This window comes from Nocardioides sp. REDSEA-S30_B4, from assembly GCF_001627265.1.
In the GTDB taxonomy this organism is placed as follows: domain Bacteria; phylum Actinomycetota; class Actinomycetes; order Propionibacteriales; family Nocardioidaceae; genus Nocardioides.
Genome location: NZ_LUPI01000029.1, coordinates 1 through 26,529, shown reverse-complemented (window position 1 = coordinate 26,529; position 26,529 = coordinate 1). Strand labels below are relative to the sequence as shown.

Genomic DNA, 26,529 nt, shown 5'->3' with positions numbered 1-26,529 from the left:
AACACTACAACAGCGTGCTCCTGACCCCGGAATCGGGGCGAGACGTCACCTCTTGCGCTTCTCCCGCGGACGCTGCTGCAGCACGATCGGGGTGCCGACGAAGCCGAACTCCTCGCGCAGCCGGCGCTCGATGAACCGCTCATAGGCGGCGTCGAGCTTGCCGGAGGTGAACAGGATGAACGTCGGGGGCGCGGTGGTGGCCTGGGTACCGAAGAGCACCTTCGGCTGCTTGCCGCTCCGGACGGGGTGCGGGTGCTCGGCGACCAGGCGGCCCAGGAACGTGTTGAGCGCGCCGGTGCCCACGCGGGTCTCCCAGCCCTCCAGGGCGCGGTCCAGGGCCGGCACCAGCCGGTCGATGTGCCAGCCGGTCCGGGCGGTCACGTTGATCCGCGGCGCCCACTGGACCTGCACCAGCTCGCGCTCGATCTCGCGCTCCAGGAAGTGGCGGCGCTCCTCGTCGACGAGGTCCCACTTGTTGAACGCGATGACGAGCGCACGGCCGGCCTCACGGACGGTCTGCAGGATGCGGACGTCCTGCTCGGAGATGTTCTGCTGCGCGTCCAGCACCAGCACCGCCACCTCGGCACGGTCGATGGCGGTCGCGGTGCGCAGCGAGGCGTAGTACTCGTGGCCCGAGGCCGACTTCACGCGCTTGCGGATGCCGGCGGTGTCGATGAAGCGCCAGGTGCGGCCACCGAGCTCGACCAGCTCGTCGACGGGATCGACGGTGGTGCCGGCGGCGTTGTCGACGACGACGCGCTCCTCCCCCGCCAGCTTGTTCAGCAGCGAGGACTTCCCGACGTTGGGGCGCCCGACGATCGCGATGCGACGGGGCCCGCCGATCTCCGGCTCGGACTCCGGCGGCGTCTCGGGCAGCGCCTTGAGGATCGCGTCGAGCATGTCGCCTGAGCCCCGGCCGTGCAGCGCGGAGACCGGGTAGGGCTCGCCGAGCCCGAGGTTCCACAGCGAGTACGCCTCGGCCTCGGTCCGTGCGTCGTCGACCTTGTTGGCGGCCAGGACGACCGGCTTGTCGGCCTTGCGCAGGATCCGCACGACAGCCTCGTCGGCGTCGGTGATGCCGACGGTGGCGTCGACGACGAAGAGGACCGCGTCGGCCAGGGAGATCGCGATCTCGGCCTGACCCGCGATGCGCTGGGCCATGCCGCGCGCGTCGGGGTCCCAGCCGCCGGTGTCGACGACGGTGAACGCGCGACCGTTCCAGGACGCGTCGTAGGGCACCCGGTCGCGCGTGACGCCGGGAATGTCCTCGACGACCGCCTCGCGGCGGCCGATGATGCGGTTGACCAGGGTGGACTTGCCGACGTTGGGGCGTCCCACGATGGCCAGCACGGGCACCCGAGCGTCGCCGCCGGGCGTCGCGTCGAGGGGCTGGTCGGACTGCTCGGTCATGGTGCTCCTGTGTCGGGTGCTTCGGGAAGGCTGAGGACCCCGGTCGCGGGGTCGGGCTCGAGGTCGCCCGGGGGCAACGGCCCCGGCAGCTCTCGACCTGTCAGACGGCGCGCGTCGTCGAGCTCCGCGCGCATGTGCTCCCAGAGGGAACGCGAGGTGGCCTCCACCTGTTCCCGCGTGCGCGGCCACGCACGAGCGGGTACGCCGGTGGGCCTGCCGATCACGACGTCGATCCGGCCCCCACGGGGCGGGAGCGACCCGCTGGCCGCACCTGGCTCCCGGGTGCCGAAGAAGGACACCGGGACCACGGTGGCCCCCGCGGCCAGCGCGAAGTAGGCCGCGCCGCGGTGGAACCGCTCCAGCTCGCCGGACCCGCGACGACCCTCGGGGAAGATGCCGATCGCCCGACCGTCGCGCAGCACCCGCAGGCAGCTGCGCACGGCTGCCACGTCCGTGCGGAACCGGTCCAGCGGCACCTGGCCCGAGTGCAGTAGGAACGTGCCGAGCCGCCCGCCGAACATCTCGATCTTGGTCAGCGCGTGCACCGGCCGGGGCGCGAAGATGGCCAGCAGCGGCCCGTCGATCACCCCGGCGTGGTTGGCGGCGAAGACGACCGGCCCCGTGGCCGGCACCCGCTCCGGGTGGTGCACGACGACGTCGTACCGCCGCCGGATGATCCAGCGTGCGAGCGGCCGCAGCGGCTCGAGGAGGTAGCGCTTGGGGTGCGGCACCGTGTCGGTGCGCGGCAGCTCGAGGTGGGCGTTCACGCCTGCACCTCCGCCGCCCGGACCAGCGCCACGACCTCCTCGATGACCTGGTCGAGGGTGAGGTGGGTGGAGTCGATGTGCGCGGCGCCGTCGACCATCGTCAGCGGCGAGGTCTCCCGGCCGGAGTCGATCTCGTCGCGGCTGCGCAGCACGGCCTCGGTGGCAGCCAGGTCGCTGCCGCCCTCCTCCGCGGCGCGGCGCGCGGCACGGGCCGCGGGGTCGGCGGTCAGGTAGACCTTCACCTGCGCGTCGGGGGCCACGTGGCTGGCGATGTCGCGTCCCTCGACGACGATGCCGGGTCCGGTGCTGGTCTTCTCGGCGATGATCGCGCGCTGCAGCGCCACCATCCGCTCGCGGACCTCCTTGACGGTCGCGACCGGCGACACGGCACCGGTGACGGCCTCACCGCGGATCGGTTCGGACACGTCGGTGCCGTCGACGTGGATGGTCGGGGCGGCCGGGTCGGTGCCGGAGACCACCGTCGCCTCGCCGCTGCGCAGCGCCACCGCGGCGGCGTCGTGGACGTCCACGCCGTGCTCGAGCATCCACCAGGTCATCGCGCGGTACATCGCGCCGGTGTCGAGGTAGGCCAGGCCGAGGCGACCCGCGACCGCTCGGCAGGTGCTCGACTTGCCCGAGCCGGAGGTGCCGTCCACGGCCACCACGAGCCCGGTGGTCCGGTCGTGGTGGGAGGGGTGCTGGGTGTCGCTCACGGGGCGGCAGCCTACCGGTGAGTCTCCCAACCACGAGACTCCAGAGAGACCAGCAGGTGCTCGGCCCTGCTGTCCTCGACCACCAGCTCCACCAGACCGACCGGGCGACCGGGGTCGTGGTCGATGCGGATGTCCTCGACGTTGACCTCGGAGGCGACCGCGTCGCCCAGCAGCCGCGCCAGCTCGCCGGGGTGGTCGGGCACCGACACCCACACCGAGCGCATCGGTCGCGCCGGGCCGCCGTGCTTGGCGGGGATCACCCGGGTGCCGGCCACTCCCGTGGCCAGCAGCTCCTCGAGCCCGGCCCGGTCACCGGCGCCCACCGCAGCGATCACGCTGTCGAGCTGGGCGCGGACCTCGGTGAGGAGGTCGAGCACGGCCCCCGCGTTGGCGCCGACGATCTGGCTGTAGAGCCGCGGGTCGCCCGCGGCCACCCGGGTCACGTCACGGACCCCCTGGCCCGACAGGGCCAGGTGGTTCTCCGGGCCCTCGGCCAGGCGCGCCGCGGCCAGCACCGACAGCAGGTGCGGGACGTGGCTGGTGCGCGCCACGGCGCGGTCGTGCTCCTCCGGCGTCAACCAGACGGGTACGCCGCCGCAGAGCCGCACGAGGTCCTCCACGACCTCCACGGCGGCCGGTCGGCTCTCCGCGTGCGGGGTGATGGCCCAGGGCCGTCCGTCGAAGAGTGAGGCCGAGGCGGCCAGGGGCCCGGACCGCTCGCTGCCGGCCATCGGGTGCCCCCCGACGTACCGGTCGGAGGCGGGGCTGTCGGCCACGGCCCGCCACGGGCCCGTCTTGACGCTGCCCACGTCGGTCACGACCGCGTCCGGGTGCGCCTCCAGCGCTGCAGCCACCGCCGTGCCCAGGTGGTCGGGCGGCACCGCGACGACTACCAGCTGGGGCGAGTCGCCGTCGACCAGGGCTCGCCCGGCGCCCATGCCCGAGGCGGTGCGCACGTGCTCACCGGCGAGGTCGCTCAGCAGCACCTCGAGGCCCGAGCGACGGCACGCCAGGCCGACCGAGGTGCCGAGCAGCCCGGCGCCGACCACGAGGACCGGGCCGGTGAGCCACTCGCCCCGCTGGCGGTTCTCACTCATCGATCACTCGTCACCGTCGGGCACCGAGCGCACGCGCGTCAGGTCCGAGCGCAGCGCCGCCGCGCCGTGCAGGTAGACGTGGGTGATGTCCGCGCGCGGCAGGTCGGTCTCGACGTGCGCCATCATCCGCACGCAGCGCGGCATGGACCCGTCGATCTCCAGCTCGCGCGCGCAGATCAACGGGATCTCCCCGAACCCGAGGCGGCGTGCGGCGTACGCCGGGAACTCCGAGACCAGGTCGCTCGTCGCGGTGAAGATCACCGAGATGAAGTCGTCGACCTCGAGGCCGTTGGCCTCCATGACGTCGGTGACCATCTCCGCGACCCGCTCGAGCATGTGGTCACGCACGTCCTCCTCGAGCTGCGTCGCTCCCCGGATGGCCCGAACCGCCACGGTGTGTCCTTCCCTCGTCCGTCCTGGTGTGCGGGGTCAGGCTACTGACCCGCCGGTCTCACAGCTGCGCGCTGTCCAGCAGCAGGCCGAGCTCCTCGCTGGTCAGGTCACGGATCTCCCCCACCCCCAGGCGGCCCAGCTGCACCGGCCCGATCCTCGTGCGGGTCAGCTGCTTGACCGGGTGCCCGACGTGGGCGAGGAGGCGGCGGACGATCCGGTTGCGGCCCTCGTGGATGACCAGCTCCACGACGGAGCGCCCCGGCTGGTTGCGGCCGTGCCGCCCGGCGACGACCTTGACGCTGCTCACGGCCACCGGGCCGTCGTCGAGCTCGACGCCCTCCTTGAGCTGCTTGAGCGTGCGGGGGAACACCTCGCCCTCGACCTCGGCGACGTAGGTCTTGTCGACCTCGTAGGACGGGTGGGCCATCCGCTGGGCGAAGTCACCGTCGTTGGTGAGCAGCAGCAGCCCCGAGGTGTCGGTGTCGAGCCGTCCGACGTGGAAGAGTCGCTCCGGGCGGTCGGCGACCACGTCGCCCAGGCAGCGGCGGCCCTCGGGGTCGGACATCGTGGACACGACGCCCCGAGGCTTGTTGAGCACCAGGTAGACGTGCGGCGAGACCGGCGGCAGCCGTCGGCCCTCCACGCGGATCACGGCCCGGGTCGGGTCGACCTTGGTGCCGAGGCGGGTGACGACCTGGCCGTCGACCTCGACCTCGCCGGCGAGCATCAGCTCCTCACACTTGCGTCGCGACGCCACCCCCGACATCGCCAGCAGCTTCTGCAGCCGGACCAGGCCCTCGTCGTCGGTGGGGATCTCGGGGCCGCTCACGCAGGCTCCTCCGTGCTCTCGTCGTCGGTCGTGCTGGTCGTGCTGGTCGTGCTGTCGGGCTGGACGGGCGCCGCCGGGGTCACCAGGGCGCCGAGCTCCTCCTCCATGTCGTCGAGCTCGGGGAGGTACGGCGCCAGCTCGGGCAGCTCGTCGAGGCCGGTGATCCCGATCCGCTCCAGGAAGTAGCCGGTGGTGCGGTAGAGGTGCGCACCGGTCTCCGCGTCGGTGCCGGCCTCCTCGACCAGGCCCCTGGTCAGGAGCGTGCGCATCACACCGTCGACGTTGACCCCGCGGATCGCCGAGACCCGGGCACGCGAGACCGGCTGGCGGTAGGCCACGACCGCGAGGGTCTCCAGCGCCGCCTGCGTCAGCCGCGCCTGCTGGCCCTCCAGCACGAAGGACTCCACGACGTGGGCGTACTCCTCGCGCGTGTAGTAGCGCCAGCCGCCGGCGACGTGGCGCAGCTCGAAGCCGCGGTCCTGCTCGGCGTACTCCTCGGCGAGCAGCTGCAGCGCCGCCACCACGTCCTCCACGGGGTGGCCCACGGCGGTGGCCAGCGACACCGCGTCCAGCGGCTGGTCGGCGACCATCAGCACCGCCTCGAGCGAGGGACGCAGCGCGGCGACGGGCACGTCGAGGGTCTCCTCCGGCGCGGCCGGCGGGTGGGGCTCAGTCATCGGTGCCCTCCTCGGGCTGGTCGGGCGTCGCGTCGCCGGGGGGCGGGGCGCCGTCGAACTCGTCGGTCACCAGGTCGTCGGCCTCGGTGTCGTCGTCGCCGGTCCACCGGACCGTCAGCTCACCGAGGGGCGTCATCTGGTCGAAGGCCACCGCCCCCTCGCGGAAGAGCTCGAGCAGCGAGAGGAACCGCGCGACGGTGGTCAGGGTGTCCGGGCTGTCACGCACCAGCGAGCGGAACGTCAGCGTCCCGGACCTGCGGAGCCGGTCGACCACGATGGCCGCCTGCTCGCGCACCGAGACCGCGGGGGCGTGGATGTGGTGGGTCGGCAGCTCCAGCACCGGCTTCGGGGCGAGCGCCTTCGCGGCGAGCTGGGCGAACTGCTGGAGGCCGATGCCGATGAGCACCTCGGGAAGCAGCGAGGCGAACCGCTCCTCCATGCCCACCGCGCGCGGGTGGCGCCGAGCCTCCCCCGCCAGTCGCTGCTCCAGCACGCCGGCGACCTGCTTGAAGGCCTTGTACTGCAGGAGCCGGGCGAAGAGCAGGTCGCGCGCCTCGAGCAGGGCGAGGTCCTCCTCGTCCTCCACGTCGCCCTGCGGGAGCAGCCGCGCCGCCTTGAGGTCGAGCAGGGTGGCCGCGACGAGCAGGAACGACGTGGTCTCCTCGAGGTCGTCGACACCGCCCGGCGCGGTCTGCTGGCCCTCGGCACGCGAGATCGCCTTCACGTGCGCGATGAACTCGTCGGTGACCTTGGAGAGCGACACCTCGGTGATGTCGAGCTTGTGCTTGGAGATGAGCTGCAGCAGCAGGTCGAAGGGACCCTCGAAGTTGTCGAGGCGTACGGCGAAGCCGGTGCCCGGCTCGGCGGGCGCGACCTCGTCGACGCCGCTGCTCACTCCTGCACCAGCCGGGTGACCAGCTCGCTGGACTCCCCGCGCTCCTCGAAGTCCGCCAGCACTAGCGCCACGGCCTCGCGGACCAGGCGGCCACGGTCGATCCCCAGCCCGTGCTCCCCGCGCAGCCGCAGCCGGGCCTGCTCGATGGCCATCAGCTCGGCCGAGGACAGGTAGACCGTCATCTTCTCGTCGTGCCGGACCCGCCCGCTGGGCTTGGCGGGTCCCTTGTCCGGGCCCTTCTCCGGAGCCTTGCCCGGCTTCTCGCTCGCCTGCTCGGGCTCTGCCGGGGCAGCCTCCGCCTCGGCCTGCTGCCCCGAGGTGGGGCGGAACAGGTCGTCCGCGGTGGGCATGCTCACCCGTCGAGGCACCGGGCGAGCACCTCCTTGGCGAGCTGGCGGTAGGAGTCGGCGCCTGCGGAGGACGAGGCGTAGGTCGTGATCGGCTCGCCGGCCACGGTGGAGTCGGAGAACTTCACCGTGCGACGGATGACGGTGTGGAAGACCTTGTCGCCCCACGCCTGGACCAGTCGCTCCATGACCTCGCGCGAGTGCAGGGTGCGACCGTCGAACATCGTGCCGAGCACGCCGTCGATCTCCAGCTTGGGGTTGAGCCGCTCGCGCACCTTGTCGATCGTGGTCTTGAGCAGCGCCACACCGCGCAGCGCGAAGTACTCGCACTCCAGCGGCACGATGACGCCGTCGGAGGCGGTGAGCGCGTTGACGGTCAGCAGGCCGAGCGAGGGCTGGCAGTCGATGAGGATGACGTCGTACTCGGCGAGCGCCGGCTGCAGCACCCGCTGCAGGGTCTGCTCGCGCGCGACCTCGTGCACCAGCTGCACCTCGGCCGCGGACAGGTCGATGTTGGAGGGCAGCAGGTCCATCCCCGGGACGCCGGAGGGGACGATGACGTCCTCGAGCGTGACGTCACGCTCCATCAGCAGGTTGTAGACGGTGAAGTCCATCTCGTGGGGGTTGAGCCCCAGCCCGACCGACAGCGAGCCCTGGGGGTCGAAGTCGACGAGCAGCACCTTGCGGCCGAACTCCGCCAGCGACGCACCCAGATTGATGGTGGTCGTGGTCTTGCCCACGCCGCCCTTCTGGTTGCACATGGCGATGACGCGGGCGTTGCCGTGCTCGGTGAGCGGCATCGGCTCGGGCAGGACGGGCATCGGACGACCGGTCGGACCCAGCGGGGCCGGACCGTCGAAGGGCAGCGGATCGCTCACAGGGGCCATCCCACCATCGGTCACGAAGGTCTCCTCACCCGGCCCCCAAGTCGACAAAGCAACGGGGGCGCTGGGCCGTGACTCTAGGTGCCCGAGGGGCCGGCCACAAGGTCGCCGAGCTCGGGGTGCTGCTCGAGGTGACGGGCCACGAACCAGCACTGCGGCACCACCCGACGCTCCCCCGTGTCGCGCACCCACGCCAGTGCGGCAGCCACCACCTGGGAGGCGACACCGCGTCCGCCGTACGCCGGGTGCGTGACGGTGTGGGGGAAGACGATCCGGGCCGGGTCCTCGACCAGGACGTACTCGGCGAACCCGGCCTCCACGCCGTCGACGTACGCCGCCCACCGCCACTGTTCCGGCTCGTGCCGGACCTGGACCGTGCCGTGGGGACCACCGGAGTCACTCATGCCGGCCACACTATGCCGACAGCCGTTCCGCACCTGGGGCGTCCCCGACCCGCCGCTGCTCTGCTCCGCGGTCCCCGCGTCGTCAGCCTGTCCGGCGCCGGTGGCTCAGAGTCGACGGAAGGCCACCGTCGGCATGACCAGCTCGCCGACCGCGTCGGTGGCGTCGAGGTCGGCGACCGCCTCGACCACCCAGTCGTGGTGCCCCTCCGGGTCGTGGACGGTCTGACGGACGCGCAGCACCCGCGCCCCCGTCTCGTCGTCGGTGCCCGGCTCGCGCACCAGCAGCTGCGGTGCCCGGGCATCGGGGCCCATGTCGACGGAGTCGTGGTCGGAGTAGTAGGCCTCGATCGACTCGTCCCACGCCGACCGCGTCATCAGCACCTCGCGCGGCGGCTCGGTGCGATCGGCAGCGGCCCGCTCGAGCGCCATCAGCCCGTCGAGGTCGTCCCTGGCCACCAGCTCGACCCGGCGGAACATGGCGTTGCGCACCATCACCTCGAAGGCGCGGCCCTGTTGTGACAGCGGTCGTGGAGGCGGCGGTGGCGCGTGCGCCGAGGTCAGCTCCTCGCCGAGGCGCGCCAGCGCGCCCTCCGGGTCGGTCAGCGACTCCCACTCGTCCAGCAGCGAGGAGTCGGTCTGGCGGATCGTCTCGCCCAACCAGTCGACCAGCAGCTCGAGCTCCTCGGTGCGGTGCTGCTCCGGCACGGTCTGCCGCAGCGTGCGGTAGGCGTCGGTGAGGTAGCGCAGCACCAGGCCCTCCGATCGCGCGAGCTGGTAGCGGGAGACGACGTCGGTGAAGGACATCCCCTGCTCCCACATCTCGCGCACCACGGACTTCGGGGACAGCAGGTCCTCGGGGAGCCACGGGTGCGACTGCCGGTAGATCTCGTACGTCGCTCCGAGGAGCTCGGCCAGCGGCTGCGGCCAGGTGATCTCCTCCAGCAGCGCCATCCGCTCGTCGTACTCCAGGCCGTCGGCCTTCATCTCCGCGACCGCCTCGCCCCGCGCGGCGAACTGCTGGGCCATCAGCACCTGGCGCGGAGCCTCGAGCACCGCCTCGATGACCGAGACGACGTCGAGGACGTAGGTCTCCGCCTCCGGGTCGAGGACGTCGAGGGCGGCCAGCGCGAAGTGCGCCAGCGGCTGGTTGAGCGCGAAGTCGGCGGGCAGGTCCACCCCGACGACGTAGCGCCGGCCGTGCTCGTCGGGCTCGTCGAGGCGTTCGAGCACACCGGAGTGCACCAGGGACCGGGCCAGGCGCAGCGCGCGCCGGGCCAGCCGCAGCTGCTGGCGGCGGGGCTCGTGGTTCTCGGTGAGCAGCCGACGCAGCACCGGGAACGCGTCCTCCTCCCGGGAGACGACGTTGAGGAGCATGGCGTTGTCCACGCGCATCCGGGGCACCAGCGGCTCGGGCTCCCCCGCGACGAGCTTCTCGAAGGTCGCCTCGGTCCAGACGACGGTGCCCTCCGGCGGCTTCTTCAGCTGGGCCTTGCTCTTCTTCTTCCCCGCCGCGACCCGCTCGGCGGCCTTGGCCTTGGCCTTCTCGTTCTCGATGACGTGCTCGGGTGCCTGCACGACCACGAAGCCGGAGGTGTCGTAGCCCGCACGACCCGCGCGGCCCGCGATCTGCAGGAACTCCCGGGTCCGCAGCACCCGCGAGCGGTTGCCGTCGAACTTGGCGAGCCCGGTGAACAGCACCGTGCGGATGGGGACGTTGATGCCGACCCCGAGCGTGTCGGTGCCGCAGATGACCTGGAGCAGCCCGGCCTGCGCGAGCTGCTCGACCAGCCGGCGGTAGCGAGGCAGCATGCCGGCGTGGTGGACGCCGATGCCGCGTCTGAGCAGCTTGCCGAGCGTCTTGCCGAAGCCGGCCGCGAAGCGGACACCGGCCATCCGCTCGGCGAGCTCGGCCTTGCGCTCCTTCGACACCGCGGCCGAGACCCAGCCCGCGTTGAGCAGGGAGGTGGCGTGCTCGACGGCGTCCTTCTGGGTGAAGTGGACGACGTAGACCGGGGCCTGGCCGGTGGTCACCAGCTCCTCGAGCTTCTCGGCCACCGGGTCCAGCGACCAGGTGAAGGACAGCGGCACGGGCCGCTCGGCCTGGTCCACCAGCACCGACTCGCGGCCCGTGCGTGCGGTGAGGTCCTCGCGCAGCTCGGTGGTGTCACCGAGCGTGGCCGACATCAGCAGGAACTGCGTGTCCGGCAGCTCCAGGAGCGGCACCTGCCAGGCCCAGCCGCGGTCGGGCTCGCCGTAGTAGTGGAACTCGTCCATCACGACGAGGCCGACGTCGGCGGCCCTGCCCTCGCGCAGCGTCAGGTTGGCGAGGATCTCCGCGGTGCAGCAGATGATCGGGGCGTCGGGGTTGACCGCCGCGTCGCCGGTCAGCATCCCGACGTCCTCGGCGCCGAAGACCTGGCACAGGTCGAAGAACTTCTCGCTCACCAGCGCCTTGATCGGAGCGGTGTAGAAGCTCACCCGGTCGCTCGCCAGCGCCGCCGCGTGCGCGGCCAGCGCCACCAGTGACTTCCCCGACCCGGTCGGCGTGGCCAGCACGACGTTGGATCCGGCAAGCAGCTCGATGACGGCTTCGTCCTGGTGCGGGTAGAGCTCCAGCCCCCTGGACTCGGCGTACGCCGTCACCGCGGCGTAGACCTCGTCGGGGCTCGACCCGGCGGCCGGCCAGCTGGGGGCGGTCACCGAGCGCGGGGGTGCGCGGTGGCGAAGACCTCGCGCAGGTTGTCGACGGTGACCAGCGTGTAGACCTGCGTGGTCGTCACGGAGGCGTGCCCGAGCAGCTCCTGGACCACGCGGACGTCGGCGCCGCCGTCGAGCAGGTGGGTGGCGAAGGAGTGCCGCAACGTGTGCGGGGAGACCTCACGGGTGATGCCGGCCCGCTCGGCCGCGCGGGTCAGCACCGTCCACGCGGACTGGCGCGAGAGCCGGCCGCCCCGGGCGTTGAGGAACATCGCTCCCCGCGCCCCAGCGCCGCTGGCCACCGAGGCCAGCTCCGGCCTGGCGCGCACCAGGTAGGCGTCGACCGCCTCCAGCGCGAAGGACCCCACGGGCACCAGCCGCTGCTTGCCGCCCTTGCCGCGCAGCAGCACCGTGCCCTGCCCGGTGGTCGGGTCGACGTCGAGGTCGTCGACGTCGAGGCCCACGGCCTCGGAGATGCGTGCGCCGGTGCCGTAGAGCACCTCCAGCAGCGCCCGGTCGCGCAGCGCCAGGGAGGTGCCCGGCGACCCGGCCGCCTCCAGGATCGCCTCGACGTCGGCGAGCGGCAGCGCCTTGGGCAGCCGCTTGGCCGGCTGCGGAGGTCGTACGCCGGCGGCCGGGTCGTGCTCGACCAGGCCGTCGGCCACGGCGAACCGGTGGAAGCCGCGCACCGCGACCAGGGTGCGGGCCGCCGAGGTCGAGGAGAGCGCCTGGTGCTCGGCGTCGCCCTCCCTCAGGCGGACCAGGAAGTCGGCGACCACGCCGTCCCCCACCTGCGTGAGGTCAGTGATCCCCCGCTCGGCGAGGTAGGCGCGGTAGCGCCGCAGGTCGCGCCGGTAGGAGGAGAGGGTGTTGGCGGCGACGCCGCGCTCGACCACGAGGTGGTCGAGGTAGGTGCGCACCGCCCGCTCGACGGCTCCGGGAGCCCCGGTCATGGTGGGTGCCTTCACGCCAGGACGGTCTCCGGGCCCACCGCGTCGATCCCGACCGCCTCACCGACCGGCTTGTTGGTCAGCGAGCCCGCGTGGGTGTTGAGCCCCTTGGCGAGACTCGCGTCGTCGGTCAGCGCCTGGCGCCAGCCCTTGTTGGCCAGCGCGACGGTGTAGGGCAGCGTGGCGTTGGTGAGCGCGTAGGTCGACGTGACCGGGACCGCCCCTGGCATGTTGGCCACGCAGTAGAAGGTCGACTGGTGCACCTGGTAGGTCGGGTCGGAGTGGGTGGTCGCGCGGGTGTCCTCGAAGCAGCCGCCCTGGTCGACGGCGATGTCGACGAGCACGGAGCCGGGCTTCATCTGCGCGACGAGGTCGTTGGTGACCAGCTTGGGCGCGGCGGCGCCGGGGATCAGCACGGCGCCGATCACCATGTCGGCGGTCTTCACGTGCTGCTCGATGGCCAGCTTGGAGGAGGCCAGGCCGTGCACCTGGTTGTTGTAGCGCCAGAACGACATCCGCAGCTTGTCCAGGTCGGTGTCGAGCAGCGTGACGTCGGCACCCATGCCCAGCGCGATGTTCGCGGCGTTCTGGCCCGAGACGCCGGCGCCGATGATGACGACCTTGGCGCTGGCGACGCCGCCGACGCCACCGAGCAGCACGCCACGTCCGCCCTGGGCCTTGAGCAGGGCGTGCGCCCCGACCTGCGGCGCGAGGCAGCCCGCGACCTCGGACATCGGGTAGAGCAGGGGGAGCGAGCCGTTAGGGAGCTGGACGGTCTCGTAGGCGATGCCGGTGACCTTGCGGTCCAGCAGCTCGGTGGTCAGGGGCTTGTCCGCAGCCAGGTGGAGGTAGGTGAAGAGGGTCTGGCCCTCCCGCATGCGGTGGTACTCCTCCGCGACGGGCTCCTTGACCTTGAGCACCATCTCGGCGGTGGCCCACACGTCGTCGGCCGTGCTGAGGATCCGTGCACCGGCGGCGACGAACTCCTCGTCGGTGATCTGGGACCCGAGACCGGCCCCCTCTTCGATCAGCACCTCGTGCCCGTGCGCGGTCAGCTCGTGCACGCCGAGCTGGCACGACCTGCACCTGCTCCGAGCGCACGGCCACCTGCACCTCGTCGGAGGAGGCGGCGACCGCTGCGCGCACCGACAGCGTCCCGAGGGCGCAGGTGATCCCCGACCCGACCCGCGTCCCGGGAAGCAGCGTGGCGTGGCCGAGGAAGGCGACGTCGGGGAACTGGGCGGCCAGGTGCTGGGCGTCGGTGATCAGCAGGTCGACGCCGTCGGCGAGCGCGAGGGCGGACTCGTGCCGCTCCCCCAGCCCGTCGGAGCCGGGCCCCAGGCTGGTCGGGCTGTGGTCGGAGAGGTAGGCGATCGAGCCGGTGCCGTCGGAGACGCGGTAGCCGAAGGTGCGCCCGCCCTTGTGCGGGATCTGGCGAGCCAGCACCTCGAAGCCCTCGAGCGCGCGGGTGCCCTCGGCGATCTCCGCGAAGGTCCATCCCCCGCCGAGCTCGCGAGGCTCGACCGGGAAGTGCGGAGGCGAGAAGCACCGTGCCAGCGTCGCGTGCGCGTCGCCCGGGCGACCGGCCACCTGCTCGGGCCCGCCGTACCGCACGAAGTCGGGGCCCGGGGCCGGGGTGGAGCCCCGCACCCCGCAGAACGTGACCCTCATGGGGCGCCCTCGACCGGCTCGGACTGCGCTGTCACGAGGACATCAGACCACGAGCGTGGGCTGCGAGGACGGCGATCACCACCGGTGCGTCCTGCACGTCGCCGGCCAGCACCGCGGCGAGCAGCTCGGCGAAGGGCACCCAGCCGGTGCGCATGTGCGCCTCCTCGTGCTCGGGCTCGAAGCCGTGCCGACCCACGTGCCGCAGACCGCGCGCGAGGTAGATGTGGGCGACCTCGGCCGAGATGCCCGGCGAGGCGTACGTCGTCGCGAGGTGGGTCCACTCCTCGGCCTCGTGCCCGGCCTCCTCGACGAGCTCGCGCCGCGCGGCGTCCAGCGGCGACTCGTCAGGACCGCCGTCCAGCAGCCCGGCCGGGATCTCGACGAAGGTTCGCTGCGTGGCGTGGCGGTACTGCCACAGGCACAGGACCCGCCCGTCGTCGTCGACGGCGAGCACGATCGCGGCCCCGGGGTGCTCGAGCACCAGGCGGCGGAACGGCTCGCCCGACCCGTCGGGCACGGTGATGCGGTCCTCGCGGAGCGCCACGACCCACTCGTCGCGGTGCAGGTCGCGGCTCTCGACGACCGGCCAGGAGCCGGGCTCGTCGCGCAGCGGCGGGTGGCTGGAGGAGGTCACTCGTCGTCGGCGGGCTCGCGCCGCAGGCCCTTCTCGTCGATCGGGAAGCGCAGCTCCCTCTGGCGCGCGATCGCGGCGCCGACCAGCCCCTTGAACAGCGGGTGCGGCCGGGTCGGACGCGAGCGCAGCTCGGGGTGGGCCTGGGTGGCGACGTAGTAGGGGTGCACCTCGCGCGGCAGCTCGACGTACTCGACCAGGGTGTCGTCGGGCGAGGTGCCGGAGAACACCAGGCCGGCCTCCTCCAGGCGGGGTCGGTAGGCGTTGTTGACCTCGTAGCGGTGCCGGTGCCGCTCGGAGACGACCTCGTCGCCGTAGACCTCGCGCACGATCGAGCCGGCCTTGAGGTGGGCGGGGTACATCCCCAGGCGCATGGTCCCGCCGAGGTCCCCGGCTCCCTCCACGAACTCCTTCTGCTCGGCCATCGTCGCGATGACCGGCTCGGGGGTCTCGGGGTCGAACTCGGTCGACCCGGCCTTCTCCAGCCCGAGCATCGTGCGGGAGTACTCGATGACCATGCACTGCAGGCCCAGGCACAGGCCGAGGGTCGGGATGCCGTGGGTGCGGGCGTAGGTCAGCGCGCCCAGCTTGCCCTCGAGGCCCCGGATGCCGAAGCCTCCGGGGACGCACACCGCGTCCACGTCCTGCAGCTTCCTGGCCGCTCCGGCCGGGGTCGCGCACTCGTCGGAGGGGATCCACTCGATGTTGACCTTCGCGTGGTGCGCGAACCCACCGGCGCGCAGCGCCTCGGCCACCGAGAGGTAGGCGTCGGGCAGATCGATGTACTTGCCGACCAGCGCGATCGTCACCTCCTCCTCGGGGTGGTGGACCCGGCGCAGCAGGTCGTCCCACTCGCGCCAGTCGACGTCCCGGAAGGGCAGGTCGAGCTTGCGCACCACGTAGGCGTCGAGGCCCTCCCGGTGCAGCACCTTGGGGATGTCGTAGATCGACGGCGCGTCGGCAGCGGTGACGACGGCCTCGCGGTCGACGTCGCACATGTCGGCGATCTTGCGCTTGATGCCCTCGGGCAGCTCGCGGTCCGCGCGGCACACGACGGCGTCGGGCTGGATGCCGACCTGGCGCAGGGCTGCGACCGAGTGCTGGGTCGGCTTGGTCTTCAGCTCCTTGGAGGGGCCGATGTAGGGCACCAGGGAGACGTGGACGAAGAAGACGTTGTCGCGGCCGATCGTCTGACGGACCTGGCGGGCGGCCTCCAGGAACGGGAGCGACTCGATGTCGCCCACGGTCCCGCCGATCTCGGTGATGACGACGTCCACGTCGTCGCCGTGCATGGCGAGGATGCGCTCGCAGATCTCCCCGGTGATGTGCGGGATCACCTGCACGGTCTCACCGAGGTAGTCGCCGCGACGCTCCTTGGCGATCACGTTGGAGTAGACCTGACCGGTCGTGACGTTGGCGCGACCGGAGAGGTCGGCGTCGAGGAACCGCTCGTAGTGACCGATGTCCAGGTCGGTCTCGGCGCCGTCGTTGGTGACGAAGACCTCGCCGTGCTGGAACGGGTTCATCGTCCCGGGGTCCACGTTGAGGTACGGGTCGAGCTTCTGCATCGTCACCGAGAGCCCGCGGGAGCGGAGAAGGCGCCCCAAGCTGGAGGCAGTGAGACCCTTCCCGAGCGAGGAGGCGACGCCTCCGGTCACGAACACGTGCTTGGTCGGGCCTGAGTTCCTCACGGGATTCCATCCTAGGGCATGACCTGCCGTGCTCAGGACTCAGGCGCGCGCGGTCCTCGCCACCTCGAGGAGCTCCCGCGCATGGGCCAGCGCGGTGTCCGAGCCGGTCAGGCCGGCCATCATCCGCGACAGCTCGTGCTCGCGCTCCTCCTCGCCGAGCAGCGTGAGTCCCGAGCTGGTGATCGTGCCGTCGTGGGACTTGCGCACCACGACGTGCCGGTCGGCGTACGCCGCGACCTGGGGCAGGTGGGTGACGACCAGCACCTGCGAGGTTCGGGCGAGCTCGGCGAGCCGACGACCGACCTCGACCGCGGCCGCTCCACCGACGCCGGCGTCGACCTCGTCGAAGACGAACGTGGGCACCGGGCTGGTGCCGGCGAGCGCGACCTCGACGGCGAGCATCACGCGCGAGAGCTCACCACCGGAGGCTCCCTTGTCGAGCGGGCGCGGGTCCGAGCCGGTGTTGGCCGCCAGCAGGAGCTCGACCTCGTCGATGCCGCTGGGCGCGAAGCGGACCCACCGCTCCCCGACCTGCAACGGCACGCCGGGGGCGTCCGCGTCCTGAGGCGCGTCGGTCTCGTGCTGACGGACCGCCACCGACAGGGTTGCGTGCGGCATCGCCAGCAGGGTCAGCTCGTCGCTGACCTGCTCACCCAGGCGACGTGCCGCGTCGGTGCGCAGGTCACTGAGAACGGTGGCCGCGGCCGCGAGCTCGGTGCGCAGCCGGGCACGGTCGGCGCGCAGGGCCTCGACCCGCTCGTCGGAGCCGTCGAGCTCGAGCAGCCGCGCGGCCGAGCGCTCGGCCCACTCCAGCACCTCCTCGAGCGTCTCGCCGTACTTCCGGGTCAGCTTGGTCAGGTCGGCGCGACGCTCCGAGACCGCCGCCAGGCGCGCAGGATCGGTGTCGATCCCCGATGCGTACGACGCCACGTCGGTCGCCAGGTCGGCGAGGACGTAGCCGAGCTCGGCGGCCCGGTCGGCCAGCGCGGCTGCCTCCGGGTCGTGGTCACGCACGCCGTCCAGGAGCGTGCGCGCCGCCCCGACGGTGCCCATCGCGTCGGGACCGCCCTGCTCGCTCGACAGGGCCTCCCGTGCCTGCTCTGCGGCCGCACGGAGGGTGTCGGCGAACCCCAGGCGGGTCTCCTCGGCTGCGAGCTGGTCCTCCTCACCGGCCTGCGGGGCGACGGCCTCAACCTCCTCGAGGCCCAGCCGCAGCAGGTCGGCCTCCCGGGCGCGCTCGCGGGCGTGGGTGACGACGTCGCTCAGCTCCTCCTCGACGGCGCGCAGCCGGTCGAAGAGCTGGCGGTACGCCGCGGCCGCCTCGGCCAGCGGCTCCCCGCCGAACCGGTCGAGGGCGTCGCGCTGGGCACGGGGCCGCAGCAACCGGTGCTGGTCGGACTGGCCGTGCACCGCCACCAACGGCTCGCTGACCCCGGACAGGGTCGCCACCGGCACGGACGCCCCGCCCACGAAGGCACGCGAGCGCCCCTCGGCGGAGACGTTGCGGGCGAGCACGACCCGTCCGTCCTCGACGGTGCCGCCGGCCTCCTCGACGCCGTCGACGAGCTCAGGCAGGTCGTCGGTGACCACGACCCCCTCGACACGTGCCGTGCGGGCCCCTGTGCGGACCGCTCCGCTGTCGGCGCGGCCACCCAGCAGCAGGCCGAGGGCGGTGACCACCATCGTCTTGCCGGCACCGGTCTCACCGGTGATGACCGTGAGCCCGGGTCCCAGCTCGAGGGTGGAGGAGTCGATGACCCCCAGGCTCTGGATCCTGATCTCCTCGATCATGGCGCCTCGCTCCGACGCCGGCGCTCGGCCGAGCCGCGCCACCCCTCGACCGGCAGCCCGAACTTGGCGACCAGCCGGTCGGTGAACGGCGCCTCGTGCAGACGCACCAGGCGCACCGGACGCTCGCCGCGGCGTACCTCGATCCGGGCGCCGGGCGGCAGGTCCACCGCCCGCCGGCCATCGGCCCACAGCACGCCCGACCCCTCGGTGTTGGCCAGCACCTCGACCGCCATCACGGAGGTGGGTGCGACCACGAGGGGGCGGGCGAACAGCGCGTGCGCCGAGATGGGCACGAGCAGCAGGGCGTCGACCTGGGGCCAGACGATCGGTCCGCCGGCGCTGAAGTTGTAGGCGGTCGACCCGGTCGGGGTCGAGCACACGACGCCGTCGCAGCCCCACCGTGACAGCGGGCGACCGTCGACCTCGACGACCACCTCGAGCATCCGCTCACGCGCGGCCTTCTCCACGCTGGCCTCGTTGAGGGCGAACGTGGACGTCACGACCTCGCCGTCGCGGACGACCCGCACGTCCAGGGTGGTGCGCTCCTCGATCGCGTAGCGACCCGACGCGACCGCCTCGATCGTGCTCTCGACGTCGTCGTGCTCCGCCTCGGCCAGGAAGCCGACGTGCCCCAGGTTGACCCCCAGCAGCGGGGTGCCGGTGGCGTGGGTCACCTCGGCGGCGCGCAGGATCGAGCCGTCCCCGCCGAGGACCAGGGCCAGCTCGCAGTCGACGCCGGCCTGGTCGCCCTCGGCGGCAGGCTCCACCCGGATCTCGGGGTCGTCCGCGCTGATGCCCAGGTCGGCCATCTCGCCCGGAGGCATCCGCACCACGATGCCGTGCGCCGACAGCGCCCGGCAGCAGGCCAGCGCGACCTCGCAGGCGTCCTCGCGCCCCGTGTGGGTCAGCAGCAGCACACGACGGGTCACGGCTCCACCCTCTCACCCGCCGACGTCGCGGCCGCGGCGAGCGGGTCGTCTCCCCGGACCAGCGCCTCGACCTGCTCAGCGGTCACGGTGGCCGGCCCCCGGCGCAGCCACAGGAAGAACTCCACGTTGCCCGAGGGGCCGGGCAACGGGCTCGTCGTCGCGGCCACCGCTCCCCAGCCGCGGCGGGCAGCGGCGTCGGCCACGCCCAGCACCGCCTCGGCGCGCAGCGACGGCTCCCGCACGACGCCGCCCTTGCCCACCCGGTCCTTGCCCACCTCGAACTGCGGCTTGACCATCAGCGCCAGGTCCCCGTCTGGACGGGTGACGCCGATCAGCGCGTCGAGCACCAGCGAGAGCGAGATGAAGGAAAGGTCTCCCACCACCACCTCGACCGGGTCGCCCACGACCTCGAGGTCGAGCTCGCGGATGTTGGTGCGGTCGTGGACCACGACCCGCTCGTCGCTCTGCAGCGACCAGGCCAGCTGTCCGTAGCCGACGTCGACCGCGAGCACGCGCGACGCACCCCTGCGCAGCAGCACGTCGGTGAAGCCCCCGGTGGATGCCCCGGCGTCCAGGCAGCGACGCCCGTCCACCGTCAGACCGAGCGTGGCGAACGCGTCCAGCGCCCCGGCGAGCTTGTGACCGCCGCGCGAGACGTAGTCGGGACGGTCGACGTCCTCGCGCACGACGATGGCCACGTCGGTGGTGACCCCGGTCGCGGGCTTGCGGGCCGGTGCGCCGGAGACGGTGACGCGGCCCGCGGCCACCAGCTCACTGGCGTGCTCGCGGGAGCGGGCGAGACCTCGGCGGACCAGCTCCTGGTCCAGCCGCAGTCGGCGAGGCGGCACCCCGCTCAGCCCTCCTCGTGCTGAGGGAAGGGCTGGGGGGAGGCCTGCGGGTCCGCGTCGAGCGCGCGGCGCAGACGTTCCTGAGCCGCCGTGAACACCGCCGCGTGCTCGGCGAGCGGGCGATCGGCCAGCGCCTCCACCGACTCGATGACGGCGTCGACCGACGCCACCCCCGTGCGCACCTGCTCGTCCATGTGGCGAGGCTATCGCGCGGCGCCGACGTCGTCCGCGGGCGGATGCACGGCCGCCACGTCGACCACGTCGCCCACCTCGTCCAGGTGCGTCCACGCCGCAGAGACCGCTGCCCGCCACCAGTCGTCGGGCGTGCCCTTCCCGACGACCCGCAGCGCGCCGTCCACCACCTCCGCGCTCCAGCCACCGCACTCCCAGGCGCCACCGTCCCGGTGGACCTGCGGGTGCGGGCGGAGCAGTCCGGACAGGTCGGCTGCCAGGTACGTCGGTCGCTCCTCGCGACGCGCGGCGACCAGCTCGCCGAGACCACTGACCCCGGTGCGCACCAGCAGCGACGGGATGCCGAGGACCACCGACCCCTCGATGTCGGTGTCGAGCCGGTCCCCCACCATCAGCGGACGCTCACCACCCACCCGCCTGATCGTCTCCTCGAGCAGCGGGCGCTCCGGCTTGCCTGCCACGACCGGGTCGACGCCGGTGAACCGGCGCAACGTCTCCACCAGCACCCCGTGGCCGGGGGCGGTGCCGTAGGGGGTCGGGATCGACATGTCGGTGTTGGAGGCGACCCACCGCAGTCCGTCGCGGATGCGGACCGCCGCCCGCATCACGTCGCGCCACAGCACGTCCGGGCCGTACCCGGTGACCACGGCCTCGGCGTCGTCCTCGACCCCGACCGGCTCGAGCCCCTCCGCCTCCAGTGCCTGCTCGAGGCCCGCGGCTCCCAGCAGCACGACCCGCGCTCCGCGGGGCAGGTCCTGCGCCAGCACCCTCGCCGCGGCCTGGGCCGAGGTGACGACGTCGGCGTCCCGGGCCGGTACGCCGAGCTCGGTGAGGTGACCGGCCACGGTCTCAGGCGTGCGCGAGGCGTTGTTGGTGATGAAGGCCGGGTGCATCCCCCGCTCCCGGGCGGCCGAGATCGAGGCCGCTGCGCCGGGCACCGCCGCACCCCCCACGTAGACGACACCGTCGAGGTCGAGCATCACCAGGTCGTGGACGGCGCACAGCTCCTGATCGCTCCAGCCCAGCACGCGCGCAGCCTACGATGGTCCGATGGACGAGTCCGACCCGGCCGTCGCTCCCCCACCGCTGGCGGGGCCGTTCCGCCTGCACACCTTCCGTCCACGTGGTCGTCCCGACGTCGGCACCCGCACCCTGTTCGTGCACGAGTGGACCTCCTCCGGATTCACCGTCCGCGGCCTCGTGGGGCTCCTCGACCTCAGCGGCGGCCCCTGCACCTCCCGCCAGGCCGTCGTCCTGCCGCACGAGCGTGTCCACGCCGACCAGGTCCAGCAGCTCGCCGGACGGATGGCCCGTGGCCGTGTCGACACGGCGCCCATCCTGCTGGCCCACCACGGGTCGGCGCCCCTGCGATCTCTGCTCGACGAGGTCTGTTCCGAGCCTCCCCGCCTGGTACGCATCCTGCGCGACCAACGTCACCGGGTGTGGGCCCTCGCCCGACCCAGCGAGCTCGACCTCGTGGCGGACGAGCTCTCGCGCACCAGCGCCCTGCTCGCGGACGGGCATCACCGATACGCAGCACACCTGCGACTGCACACCTCCGGCACGCGCGGAGCCGACCGCGCCCTCAGCGTCCTCGTCGACCACGACGACACTCCCCTGCACCTCGGTGCGATCCACCGGGTGGTTCCCGGCCGCGTCGTCGAGACCGCCCGCCGGCAGGGCTGGGGCGTCACGCCCACCGCGACCAGCAACCCCCTGCACGAGATGGCCCCCGGTCGCATCGTCGTCTGGGAGTCGGGCCGCACGCACGTCCTGACGCTCCCGCCCACCCCGGGACCACCGGGAGGATCGGGGTTGGTCACCACGGCCACCATGCCGGTGCTCGCACTGGACCGGATGTTGAGCGGACTGCCGCTCACGGAAACGGCCTACCACCACGAAGCCGACGCCGCGCTCTCGGAGGCTCGGCGCCGAGAGCGCAGCGCGATCCTGCTCCCCGCTCCCACGCTCGACGAGGTGCTCGCCGTCGTGCGCCAAGGCCGGTTGCTCCCGGAAAAGGCCACGTCCTTCCAGCCCAAGCCGCGTCCCGGCGTCCTCACCCGGCGGCTGCGCGACGTCTGAGCCGCGCCGTCGCGACCTCCACCTCGACCCGGCTCTGGGGCACCCCACCGGCGCGGAAGAAGCGCCGTCGCACCGAGCCGGTCACCTCGACCATGTCCCCCTCCCGCCACCCGCTCACGCTGCGTTGGACGCGCGGCGACCAGGCGCTGCACTCCAGGGTGTCGACCGTCTGTCGCGACGCCGCTCCCTCGGGTCGCCGCACGACCAGTCGGAAGAGCCACACGCAGTCCCCGCTGGGCAGCTGCTTCACCTCGGGATCGGCCGACACCCTCCCGACCAGCACCAGGTCGTTGCGATCGGCGGGCCGGTCATCGGTCCGCTGCTCGATCTCGGTCTTCTCACGTGCCATCTGCACCACCTCCGGGAGGCACTGTGCCCACGGCCGGCTGGCAGCAGTAGACGGCTTCCGCGGCCTGTGGACCGATCGACCTCAGCGCACTCCTGTGCATGACCAGGGGGCTGAGACCGGGAGCCGGGACGACGAGAGGGGCCCGGAGTCGCGGGTGTTGGGGGTGAAATGCGAGCAGCCCCGCCTCTGATATGTCCGGCGGCGTCCTACTCTCCCACGACCTCGCGGTCGCAGTACCATCGGCGCTGAAAGGCTTAACTTCCGGGTTCGGGATGGGACCGGGTGTTTCCCTTTCGCTATGGCCGCCGTAACTCTGGCGACTCACCACAACCCCGGGGTGTGTGCCCCCACGTGCGGGTGGCGGGGTGTGGTGGTCAAATCTATGTGTGATTTGTGTGTGGACGCGAACACGTGTGCGCAGTGCAGTCTCACCATCGTCGTGACACATGTGTGTTTGTGTGTCTTGTTGAGTGAGTGTGGGACAAGCCCTCGGCCTATTAGTACCGGTCGGCTGGGCATTGCTGCTGTACACCTCCGGCCTATCAACCCAGTGTTCTGCTGGGGGCCTTACCCGGTTGTCCCGGTGGGAAACCTCATCTTGAAACGTGCTTCCCGCTTAGATGCATTCAGCGGTTATCACTTCCGAACGTAGCTAACCAGCCGTGCCCCTGGCGGGACAACTGGCACACCAGAGGTTCGTCCATCCCGGTCCTCTCGTACTAGGGACAGCCTTTCTCAAGTTTCCTGCGCGCGCGGCGGATAGGGACCGAACTGTCTCACGACGTTCTAAACCCAGCTCGCGTGCCGCTTTAATGGGCGAACAGCCCAACCCTTGGGACCTACTCCAGCCCCAGGATGCGACGAGCCGACATCGAGGTGCCAAACCATCCCGTCGATATGGACTCTTGGGGAAGATCAGCCTGTTATCCCCGGGGTACCTTTTATCCGTTGAGCGACCACGCTTCCACATGCCGTGGCCGGATCACTAGTTCCGACTTTCGTCCCTGCTCGACATGTCTGTCTCACAGTCAAGCTCCCTTGTGCACTTACACTCGCCACCTGATTGCCAACCAGGCTGAGGGAACCTTTGAGCGCCTCCGTTACCATTTAGGAGGCAACCGCCCCAGTTAAACTACCCATCAGGCACTGTCCCTGATCCGGATAACGGACCTAGGTTAGACATCTAGTACGACCAGAGTGGTATTTCAACGATGACTCCACAACCACTGGCGTGGCTGCTTCACAGTCTGAACCAAACACCAATACCAAACTATAGTAAAGGTCCCGGGGTCTTTCCGTCCTGCCGCGCGTAACGAGCATCTTTACTCGTAGTGCAATTTCGCCGAGTCCACGGTTGAGACAGTGGGAAAGTCGTTACTCCATTCGTGCAGGTCGGAACTTACCCGACAAGGAATTTCGCTACCTTAGGATGGTTATAGTTACCACCGCCGTTTACTGGGGCTTAAATTCTCCGCTTCGAGATTGCTCTCTAACAGGTCCTCTTAACCTTCCAGCACCGGGCAGGAGTCAGTCCGTATACATCGTCTTACAACTTCGCACGGACCTGTGTTTTTAGTAAACAGTCGCTTTCCCCTGGTCTCTGCGGCCCTTCACGCTTCCCCAGCTAGTGGGTACACGATCCGGGCCCCCCTTCTCCCGAAGTTACGGGGGCATTTTGCCGAGTTCCTTAACCATGGTTCGCTCGATCGCCTTGGTATTCTCTACCTGATCACCTGAGTCGGTTTGGGGTACGGGCGGCGCGTAGCTCGCTAGAGGTTTTTCTCGACAGCATAGGATCACCCACTTCCCCCATACGGGGTCCCCATCACGTCTCAGGATCGTGCATGCGCACCGTCAGACGGATTTGCCTATCTGACTCCCTACACGCTTGGCCACAGACAACCATCGCTGTGGTTGGGCTACCTTCCTGCGTCACCCCATCGCTTGACTACTACCAGCTCGGGTCCCATGCTCCACCACCCCGCCTCACCCCGAAGGGATCGGTCATGGGTGGCTTCGGATGGTTAGCATCACCAGGTTCGTCATGGGCGCTACTTTGCCGGTACGGGAATATCAACCCGTTGTCCATCGACTACGCCTGTCGGCCTCGCCTTAGGTCCCGACTTACCCAGGGCAGATTAGCTTGACCCTGGAACCCTTGATCATTCGGCGGACGTGTTTCTCACACGTCATTCGCTACTCATGCCTGCATTCTCACTCGTGTCCCATCCACGACTCCATCACTGGGCCGCTTCACTCGGAACACGACGCTCCCCTACCCATCCGTACCCACGTTGGTGGTTGATGTACGAATGCCATAGCTTCGGCGGATGACTTGAGCCCCGCTACATTGTCGGCGCGGAATCACTTGACCAGTGAGCTATTACGCACTCTTTCAAGGGTGGCTGCTTCCAAGCCAACCTCCTGGTTGTCAATGCGACTCCACATCCTTTTCCACTTAGTCACCGCTTAGGGGCCTTAGCTGATGGTCTGGGCTGTTTCCCTCTCGACTACGGAGCTTATCCCCCGCAGTCTCACTGCTGCGCTCTCACTTACCGGCATTCGGAGTTTGGCTAACGTCAGTAACCTGGTAGGGCCCATCGGCTATCCAGTGCTCTACCTCCGGCAAGAAACACACAACGCTGCACCTAAATGCATTTCGGGGAGAACCAGCTATCACGAAGTTTGATTGGCCTTTCACCCCTATCCACAGGTCATCCCCTCAGTTTTCAACCTAAGTGGGTTCGGTCCTCCACGCGGTCTTACCCGCGCTTCAACCTGCCCATGGATAGATCACTTCGCTTCGGGTCTTGATCGTGCGACTAACACGCCCTATTCGGACTCGCTTTCGCTACGGCTGCCCCACACGGGTTAACCTCGCCACACAACGCAAACTCGCAGGCTCATTCTTCAAAAGGCACGCCGTCACCTCACCACGAGGGCTTAGCTCCGACGGATTGTAGGCACACGGTTTCAGGTACTATTTCACTCCCCGCCAGGGGTACTTTTCACCTTTCCCTCACGGTACTGGTCCGCTATCGGTCATCAAGGAGTATTTAGGCTTAACGGGTGGTCCCGCCAGATTCACACGGAATTTCAGGGGTTCCGTGTTACTTGGGATACCGCGACACAGGCACACACTTACACCTACGGGGCTATCACCCTCTACGGCGCCGCTTTCCAACGGACTTCGACTTCACGCGTACTTTCTTACTGTGCGACCTACCGGCAGATAGATCCACGCGGTCCCACAACCCCACACACACAACCCCTGCCGGGTATCACATGTGCATGGTTTAGCCTCATCCGATTTCGCTCGCCACTACTCTCGGAATCACTGTTGTTTTCTCTTCCTTCGGGTACTGAGATGTTTCACTTCCCCGAGTTCCCTCCACACACCCTATATATTCAGGCGCGGGTAACACGACATGACTCGTGCTGGGTTCCCCCATTCGGACACCCCCGGATCACAGCTCGTTTGCCAACTCCCCAGGGCTTATCGCAGGCTACTACGTCCTTCATCGGCTCTTGATGCCAAGGCATCCACCATGTGCCCTTCATAGCTTGTCTCACAAACACTCAACAAGAAACACAACTACAAAGAAACTACAGCTAACACACAAGACCAAGAACAACCCCACCAACCACACACCACACCACCAACGATGCGCATGCGCCGCCGGCCAGGGCCACCTTGACCTCTCGTATTGCTACAAGATGCTCGCGTCCACTATTCACAAACCAAACCCACCCACCGGCGCAAACCCCCCAAGGAGGCCCACCCGGTCAAGGCGGTATCAAGCCCAGAACCCCACCCACCCCCCATCCAAGGAAGATGAGCACCAGCTCAGGCAACAGAGGCATCTGATCCCTCAGACACCCAACAGTGTGCCAACCACCCACCAGACCGTTCCGCACCCAGGTTCCACACCCACACACCCACCCCACACAACAGCGGGGCAGACATCGGGTAGTACTGAGGACACGAACCGAACCGATCGGCAGCGTACGTCGACGATTCCACTAGTGAACACCACCATGCGTCACCAAACACTCGTTGGTGATCGGGGCGTGTGCTCCTTAGAAAGGAGGTGATCCAGCCGCACCTTCCGGTACGGCTACCTTGTTACGACTTCGTCCCAATCGCCAGCCCCACCTTCGACGGCTCCCTCCACAAGGGTTGGGCCACCGGCTTCGGGTGTTGCCGACTTTCGTGACGTGACGGGCGGTGTGTACAAGGCCCGGGAACGTATTCACCGCAGCGTTGCTGATCTGCGATTAC

23 protein-coding genes and 3 rRNA genes are annotated in these 26,529 nt (G+C 70.3%); 1 reads left to right on the top strand and 25 read right to left on the bottom strand.

Annotation, left to right across the window (positions count from 1 at the left end; all coding sequences use genetic code 11):
* Nucleotides 1-45 precede the first annotated feature (45 nt).
* The 21 genes from der to A6R01_RS07270 form a co-directional block, all read right to left on the bottom strand.
* Entirely contained in the window at nt 46-1,410 is a 1,365-nt protein-coding gene (gene der / locus A6R01_RS07370; RefSeq protein WP_292604819.1) for a ribosome biogenesis GTPase Der, read from the bottom strand.
* Nucleotides 1,407-2,177, bottom strand: coding sequence for a 1-acyl-sn-glycerol-3-phosphate acyltransferase (locus tag A6R01_RS07365; RefSeq protein ID WP_292604818.1), 771 nt, complete (start codon nt 2,175-2,177; stop codon nt 1,407-1,409). The genes der and A6R01_RS07365 overlap by 4 nt, the downstream gene beginning before the upstream one ends.
* Complete coding sequence (gene cmk / locus A6R01_RS07360; protein ID WP_292604817.1) at nt 2,174-2,890, bottom strand: (d)CMP kinase; 717 nt, start codon at nt 2,888-2,890, stop codon at nt 2,174-2,176. Before cmk ends, A6R01_RS07365 begins: the two co-directional genes overlap by 4 nt.
* A gap of 11 nt (nt 2,891-2,901) precedes the next feature.
* On the bottom strand, nt 2,902-3,987 hold the full coding sequence (locus A6R01_RS07355) for a prephenate dehydrogenase (RefSeq protein ID WP_292604816.1): 1,086 nt from the start codon (nt 3,985-3,987) through the stop codon (nt 2,902-2,904).
* Nucleotides 3,988-3,990: 3 nt separating this feature from the next.
* The gene (gene aroH, locus A6R01_RS07350) at nt 3,991-4,380 is read right to left on the bottom strand and encodes a chorismate mutase (protein WP_292604815.1); all 390 of its coding nucleotides are present in this window, start codon (nt 4,378-4,380) and stop codon (nt 3,991-3,993) included.
* Between the two features lie 58 nt (nt 4,381-4,438).
* The gene (locus A6R01_RS07345; RefSeq protein WP_292604814.1) at nt 4,439-5,209 is read right to left on the bottom strand and encodes a pseudouridine synthase; all 771 of its coding nucleotides are present in this window, start codon (nt 5,207-5,209) and stop codon (nt 4,439-4,441) included.
* Complete coding sequence (gene scpB, locus A6R01_RS07340) at nt 5,206-5,886, bottom strand: SMC-Scp complex subunit ScpB (RefSeq protein WP_292604813.1); 681 nt, start codon at nt 5,884-5,886, stop codon at nt 5,206-5,208. Before scpB ends, A6R01_RS07345 begins: the two co-directional genes overlap by 4 nt.
* Nucleotides 5,879-6,781: a segregation/condensation protein A gene (locus tag A6R01_RS07335; protein WP_292604812.1), complete on the bottom strand. Its 903-nt coding sequence runs from the start codon at nt 6,779-6,781 to the stop codon at nt 5,879-5,881. The genes scpB and A6R01_RS07335 overlap by 8 nt, the downstream gene beginning before the upstream one ends.
* Entirely contained in the window at nt 6,778-7,131 is a 354-nt protein-coding gene (locus tag A6R01_RS07330) for a hypothetical protein (RefSeq protein WP_292604855.1), read from the bottom strand. The genes A6R01_RS07335 and A6R01_RS07330 overlap by 4 nt, the downstream gene beginning before the upstream one ends.
* A 2-nt stretch (nt 7,132-7,133) precedes the next feature.
* Nucleotides 7,134-8,015, bottom strand: a complete 882-nt coding sequence (locus tag A6R01_RS07325) for a ParA family protein (RefSeq protein ID WP_292604854.1) — start codon at nt 8,013-8,015, stop codon at nt 7,134-7,136.
* Nucleotides 8,016-8,089: 74 nt separating this feature from the next.
* Entirely contained in the window at nt 8,090-8,416 is a 327-nt protein-coding gene (locus A6R01_RS07320; protein ID WP_292604811.1) for a GNAT family N-acetyltransferase, read from the bottom strand.
* Between the two features lie 105 nt (nt 8,417-8,521).
* Nucleotides 8,522-11,116 carry an RNA helicase gene (locus A6R01_RS07315; protein WP_292604810.1) on the bottom strand — a complete coding sequence of 865 codons (2,595 nt, stop codon included), beginning with the start codon at nt 11,114-11,116 and terminating at the stop codon, nt 8,522-8,524.
* A complete protein-coding gene (gene xerD / locus A6R01_RS07310; RefSeq protein WP_292604853.1) occupies nt 11,113-12,066 on the bottom strand; it encodes a site-specific tyrosine recombinase XerD in 954 nt (317 codons plus the stop codon). Before xerD ends, A6R01_RS07315 begins: the two co-directional genes overlap by 4 nt.
* Nucleotides 12,067-12,077: 11 nt before the next feature.
* On the bottom strand, nt 12,078-13,127 hold the full coding sequence (ald, locus tag A6R01_RS07305; RefSeq protein ID WP_292604809.1) for an alanine dehydrogenase: 1,050 nt from the start codon (nt 13,125-13,127) through the stop codon (nt 12,078-12,080).
* 638 nt (nt 13,128-13,765) lie between these two features.
* Nucleotides 13,766-14,368 carry an NUDIX hydrolase gene (locus A6R01_RS07300; RefSeq protein WP_292604808.1) on the bottom strand — a complete coding sequence of 201 codons (603 nt, stop codon included), beginning with the start codon at nt 14,366-14,368 and terminating at the stop codon, nt 13,766-13,768.
* Complete coding sequence (locus A6R01_RS07295; protein WP_292604807.1) at nt 14,365-16,056, bottom strand: CTP synthase; 1,692 nt, start codon at nt 16,054-16,056, stop codon at nt 14,365-14,367. The genes A6R01_RS07300 and A6R01_RS07295 overlap by 4 nt, the downstream gene beginning before the upstream one ends.
* A gap of 39 nt (nt 16,057-16,095) precedes the next feature.
* Nucleotides 16,096-17,847: a DNA repair protein RecN gene (recN, locus tag A6R01_RS07290; protein ID WP_292604806.1), complete on the bottom strand. Its 1,752-nt coding sequence runs from the start codon at nt 17,845-17,847 to the stop codon at nt 16,096-16,098.
* Nucleotides 17,844-18,776, bottom strand: a complete 933-nt coding sequence (locus A6R01_RS07285; RefSeq protein ID WP_292604805.1) for an NAD kinase — start codon at nt 18,774-18,776, stop codon at nt 17,844-17,846. The genes recN and A6R01_RS07285 overlap by 4 nt, the downstream gene beginning before the upstream one ends.
* Nucleotides 18,773-19,624 (bottom strand): TlyA family RNA methyltransferase, encoded by an 852-nt coding sequence (locus tag A6R01_RS07280; protein ID WP_292604804.1) that lies wholly within the window; start codon nt 19,622-19,624, stop codon nt 18,773-18,775. Before A6R01_RS07280 ends, A6R01_RS07285 begins: the two co-directional genes overlap by 4 nt.
* A gap of 5 nt (nt 19,625-19,629) precedes the next feature.
* Nucleotides 19,630-19,818: a hypothetical protein gene (locus A6R01_RS07275; RefSeq protein WP_292604803.1), complete on the bottom strand. Its 189-nt coding sequence runs from the start codon at nt 19,816-19,818 to the stop codon at nt 19,630-19,632.
* A 9-nt stretch (nt 19,819-19,827) separates the two neighbouring features.
* Complete coding sequence (locus A6R01_RS07270) at nt 19,828-20,844, bottom strand: HAD-IIA family hydrolase (RefSeq protein WP_292604802.1); 1,017 nt, start codon at nt 20,842-20,844, stop codon at nt 19,828-19,830.
* 22 nt (nt 20,845-20,866) lie between these two features.
* On the opposite strand from A6R01_RS07270, the gene A6R01_RS07265 reads away from it, so the two are divergent.
* Nucleotides 20,867-21,898 (top strand): DUF1015 family protein, encoded by a 1,032-nt coding sequence (locus A6R01_RS07265; RefSeq protein ID WP_292604801.1) that lies wholly within the window; start codon nt 20,867-20,869, stop codon nt 21,896-21,898.
* Here A6R01_RS07265 and A6R01_RS07260 read toward each other — a convergent pair.
* The 4 genes from A6R01_RS07260 to A6R01_RS07245 all read right to left on the bottom strand — a co-directional run.
* Nucleotides 21,873-22,247 (bottom strand): single-stranded DNA-binding protein, encoded by a 375-nt coding sequence (locus A6R01_RS07260; protein ID WP_292604800.1) that lies wholly within the window; start codon nt 22,245-22,247, stop codon nt 21,873-21,875. The genes A6R01_RS07265 and A6R01_RS07260 overlap by 26 nt on opposite strands.
* Nucleotides 22,248-22,440: 193 nt before the next feature.
* Nucleotides 22,441-22,557 (bottom strand): 5S ribosomal RNA (gene rrf, locus A6R01_RS07255).
* 167 nt (nt 22,558-22,724) lie between these two features.
* Nucleotides 22,725-25,817, bottom strand: a 23S ribosomal RNA gene (locus A6R01_RS07250).
* Nucleotides 25,818-26,331: 514 nt separating this feature from the next.
* Nucleotides 26,332-26,529 (bottom strand): 16S ribosomal RNA (locus A6R01_RS07245); the annotation flags it as partial.